5 protein-coding genes and 1 pseudogene are annotated in these 4421 nt (G+C 68.5%); 1 reads left to right on the forward strand and 5 read right to left on the reverse strand.

The window, feature by feature from the left end; genetic code table 11:
• Window positions 1-277: 277 nt before the first annotated feature.
• A complete protein-coding gene (locus VML93_RS27095; RefSeq protein WP_325615342.1) occupies window positions 278-709 on the forward strand; it encodes an STAS domain-containing protein in 432 nt (143 codons plus the stop codon).
• Here VML93_RS27095 and VML93_RS27100 read toward each other — a convergent pair.
• The 5 genes and pseudogenes from VML93_RS27100 to VML93_RS27120 all read right to left on the reverse strand — a co-directional run.
• A complete protein-coding gene (locus tag VML93_RS27100) occupies window positions 706-969 on the reverse strand; it encodes a hypothetical protein (protein WP_414686456.1) in 264 nt (87 codons plus the stop codon). The genes VML93_RS27095 and VML93_RS27100 overlap by 4 nt on opposite strands.
• Complete coding sequence (locus tag VML93_RS27105) at window positions 954-1517, reverse strand: DUF3093 domain-containing protein (RefSeq protein WP_325615343.1); 564 nt, start codon at window positions 1515-1517, stop codon at window positions 954-956. The genes VML93_RS27100 and VML93_RS27105 overlap by 16 nt, the downstream gene beginning before the upstream one ends.
• Before the next feature lie 41 nt (window positions 1518-1558).
• A complete protein-coding gene (gene hemB, locus VML93_RS27110; RefSeq protein WP_325615344.1) occupies window positions 1559-2539 on the reverse strand; it encodes a porphobilinogen synthase in 981 nt (326 codons plus the stop codon).
• Window positions 2539-4203 carry a uroporphyrinogen-III synthase gene (locus VML93_RS27115; RefSeq protein ID WP_325615345.1) on the reverse strand — a complete coding sequence of 555 codons (1665 nt, stop codon included), beginning with the start codon at window positions 4201-4203 and terminating at the stop codon, window positions 2539-2541. Before VML93_RS27115 ends, hemB begins: the two co-directional genes overlap by 1 nt.
• A 45-nt stretch (window positions 4204-4248) precedes the next feature.
• A pseudogene (locus VML93_RS27120) lies at window positions 4249-4421 on the reverse strand (hydroxymethylbilane synthase); the annotation flags it as partial.

The following is a 4421-nucleotide window of genomic DNA, read 5'->3' on the forward strand; positions in this document are numbered from 1 at the left end:
ATCTCGCCCTTGGTCTCGGTGCCCACGATGTTCTTTCCGTCTGGACTGTGCTGTCTGGTCGGCTGACCGCGCGGTCCCGCCCTGTCACAGCCCCCCGACTGGCAACCGGCAGCCATGGCAGCCTAACAGCGCGACCCCGGCGATGCGCGAATTGACTCGGCAACTGCCCCAGGCGTCACTTCTTTAGCAAAGAGTTAGACGGCGCTGTCAGTCTCCTTAGGTTTGGCGGGAAACCTAGACACGGGCACGCACAACACCACTGAGAATGGGGCTGTACATGACTGCCGCGATCACTCAACTCGAAGACTCAACCTTGGACCTCGGTGGCGCTCAGGTTCGCGCGCACAGCCGTCAGTTGGCGACGGTGGTGACTGTCCGGGGCGAGATCGACGTCCTCAATGTCGACCTGGTCAGGTCCTATGTTCGGCGTTTCGTCCTCGGTACCGACCCGGTGGTGCTCGACCTCAGCGAGATGGGTCAGTTTGCGCCGGTCGGTGTCGGGTTCCTGTGCCGGATCGACGACGACTGCCGCGCGGCCGGGGTGGAGTGGAAGTTGGTGGCGAGCCCGGCGGTCGTCGAACTGCTCGGTGACCAGGCCCAGGCGATGTTCCCGATCACCCACTCGGTGCACGAGGCGCTGCGCAACCTGGGCGATGCCATCGTCTGGCGCCGTCAGATGCTGCTGTCGCTTATCGGGAAGACGGCCTAACGGGTTAACGCCCTGCCCCGCCGCAGCCTGGCCGTCCCCACCACGGCCAGTACTCCGGCGGCAATAGCCAGCAACATGGTCAACAGCAGCTGCTGAGGGTCGTAAACCAGCGACGTAGTGAGCGGTTGCCCGTCCGCGACGGGCCCGACGATCACGATGTGCCGCGAGTGCAACCAGCTGTGCGCCGCACCCACCACCGCGGTGCAGGCCAGCAGGAGTTCGGCCAGCGCCCAAATGCGGGCCATCACCGTGGTGGCCATGAATCGTTTTCCTCGTCGATCTCGTCGCTGTCGGTGACGTCATCGACGACGTCGGGACCGACACGCTCCTGAACCAGCGGAGTCAACGCCGCCCGCAGCTGGCGATGGCGCCGTGCCCAGGCCTGCGCGCTGCGGCCTCCGGTGAGCTTCAGACCGATGCCAACCCGTCCCCGCGGCACCCCGGCCAGCTCACCGAGTGCCCGCGCCGACTGCCACTTCGCCAGTTCCTTGCCGGAAGCCAACGTATTCGCCGCCTCCGGAAAGATCTTGACGATTTCGGAGATCAGGATGGTTTCGGTGCCCTCGCGCAGGGCGTCTTCGGTCAGTTCGACCGAAGTGTGGATCCGCGCCGCCATCACCTGCAGCCCCACGAAGAGCGACACCATCACCAGAAAGATCGCCGGGATCGCCAGGTGCACCCCTTGGTGGCTGGTCATTTGGACAAAAATCATCGACAGCGCGGCGGCCGGGCCGGCCAGCAGCCATAGCCAGCTGGCACCGGGCTCGTAGAACAACGGCTTGGCCTCGGCGTCGCTCGCTGATGCCATCTCAAACCCCATCCCGTGATTGTTACCCGCCAGTGGGCCGGTCAGGAAAGCCAACCCGCCGCACCGACGGCCCAATAGGTGAGCACGATGTCCGCCCCGGCGCGCCGGATGCTGGTCAGCGACTCCAGCGCCGCGGCCCGTCCGTCGATCCAGTTGTTGGCGGCCGCAGCGCAAATCATCGCGTACTCACCCGAGACCTGATAGGCGGCCACCGGCACCGGGGACACTGCCGCAGCCGCGGCTACCACGTCTAGGTACCCCAAGGCCGGCTTGACCATCACGATGTCGGCCCCCTCGTCGAGATCCAGCTCGATCTCGCGAAGCGCCTCGCGGACGTTCCCCGGCTCCTGCTGGTAGGTACGCCGGTCGCCGGACAGGCTGGAACCGACCGCGTCGCGGAACGGGCCGTAGAACGCCGAGGCGAACTTCGCGGCGTAGGCCAGAATCACCACATCGCTGTGACCGGCGGCATCCAGCCCATCGCGGATCGCGCCCACCTGGCCATCCATCATCCCGCTCGGCCCGACCACGTGGGCGCCCGATTCCGCTTGCGCCACAGCCAATTCCACATACCGGGCCACGGTGGCGTCGTTATCGACCCGGCCCCGGTCGTCGAGCACGCCGCAGTGTCCGTGGTCGGTGAACTCGTCCAGGCAGGTGTCGGCCATCAACACGGTGGCATCACCGAGGTCCTTGCTCAGGTCGCGCAGGGCGACGTTGAGGATGCCGTCGGGGTCGGTGCCGGCCGAGCCGGTCGCGTCCTTGTCCGCCTCGCGCGGCACGCCGAACAGCATCAGCCCGCCCACCCCGGCCGTTACGGCGTCCGCGGCGGCGCTGCGCAGCGAGTCGCGGGTGTGCTGCACCACGCGCGGCATAGAGGGGATGGGCCGCGGTCCATCGATACCGTCGGCGACGAACATCGGCAGCACCAAATGCCGTGGCTCCAAGGAGGTTTGCGCCACCAGGCGGCGCATCGCCGGGGTGGAACGGAGCCGGCGCGGCCGCTCCCGCGGAAAAACCACTAGCGCCTGCGGCTCTTCTTGCGCGGCGGCGGCAGCGCACCCTCGGCGCGCAACCGCGCGGCATGTTCGGCCAAAGCGTCAACCAGCGGGCCGACCGCGGCGGTGTCGGGCTGCACGTCCACCCGCAGGCCGAACTCGGCGGCGGTCTCGGCGGTCTTGGGACCGATGCAGGCGATGATCGTCCGCGCGTGCGGCTTGCCCGCGATGCCGACCAGGTTTCGCACTGTGGAACTCGACGTGAAGCACACCGCGTCGAAGCCGCCCGTCTTGATCATTTCCCGGGTGGTCGCCGGCGGCGGCGCGGCGCGCACCGTCCGGTAGGCGGTGACGTCCTCGATCTCCCAGCCACGCTCGCGCAGGCCCTCGGCCAGGGTTTCGGTGGCGATGTCCGCGCGCGGCAGCAGCACCCGGTTCACCGGGTCGAAAATGCTGTCGTACGGCGGGAACTCATCAAGCAAGCCCAGCGACGATTGCTCCCCGGCCGGCACCAGTTCGGGACTGATCCCGAAGGCCCGGACCCGGTCGGCGGTCGACTCGCCCACACAGGCGATCTTGACCCCGGAGAACGCGCGGGCATCCAGACCGAACTCGCCGAACTTCTCCCACACCGCGCGCACCGCGTTGGTGGAGGTGAACACCACCCACTGGAATCGCCCGTCGACCAGGCCTTTGACGGCGCGCTCCATCTGAGCGGGGCTGCGCGGCGGCTCGACGGCGATGGTCGGCACCTCGATGGGCAGCGCCCCGTACGACGTCAGCCGCTCGCTCATCTCGCCGGCCTGGTCCTTGGTGCGCGGCACCAGCACGGTCCAGCCGTACAGGGCCCGGCTCTCCCACCAGTTCAGTTTCGCCCGGCTGGCCACTGTCTTGCCGATGGTCACCACCAGGGGCCCACTCAGCGGATCCCCGCCGACCGGGGACAATTTCGCGTCGGCGCCGCCCAAAATCCCCGGATCGGTCAATCCCAGCAGCGTGGCCTCGACCGAGCGCTGCTGGCAGGTGGTGCCTTGGGCGGTCACCACGCAGGGGGTGGTCTCGGCCAGCTCGTGCTCGATCAGGGTGCGGGCCGCATCGGCCAGATGCGATGCGGTGGCCTGCAGGATCAGCGGCCCGGGTGCGGCGGCCAAAGCCTCCCAATCCACATGTGGGTCGCGCACGTCGGCAACGGTGTGCGACGAGCCCAGCGGTAGCCCGGCATAGGTCGGGACCGCGCTGGTCGCGGCCAGGCCGGGAATGATCTCGATGTGCAGGTGGGTCCGCGCGACCGCGTTCACCTCGGTGATCACCGAGTCCACCGACAACGGGTCACCCGCCACCAGTCGCACCACGTCGACACCGGCCCGGGCCTCGGCGGTCAGCGTCTTGGCGACTTCGGCCGGGTCTCCCAGCGCCGGACGGATGTCCGGCGCGCCGGGCAGCACGGCCGGCGCGTCGGCGGACCCGTCGTCGTTCCCGGGCTGAGACTCGGCGGGCGCCGGGCCGGAAACGGGTGGCAGGTCCTTGCCGATCAACGCCAGAACCGCGTCCGGTACATCGGGGTCGGTGAACACCAGGACGGCATTCGCCAGCACAGTGGCGGCCCGCGTGGTCAGCAGGCCTGGGTCGCCAGGACCAGAGCCCACGAACGTGATGCGGCCCGGTCTCGGCTTACGCCCTCGCGTCATCATTGTCGCTCCCACGTCGATCTCATTGGTTTTTCTAAAGCCTCGTCAACTTCCCCGCGCGGGGTCTTGCCGCGCTTGATCCATCAGCTCCCGGGCACCCAGCTCGAACAGTTCCGCGGCGACCGAGAGCCCAAGCTCCCGTGCCCGACCGGAACTTCCGACACCGGACGCGCGGATCACGTCGGATCCGTCCAGTGCCGCCACGCAGCCGCGCAGCG

It is taken from the genome of Mycobacterium sp. (genome assembly GCF_035499775.1).
Lineage (GTDB): Bacteria > Actinomycetota > Actinomycetes > Mycobacteriales > Mycobacteriaceae > Mycobacterium.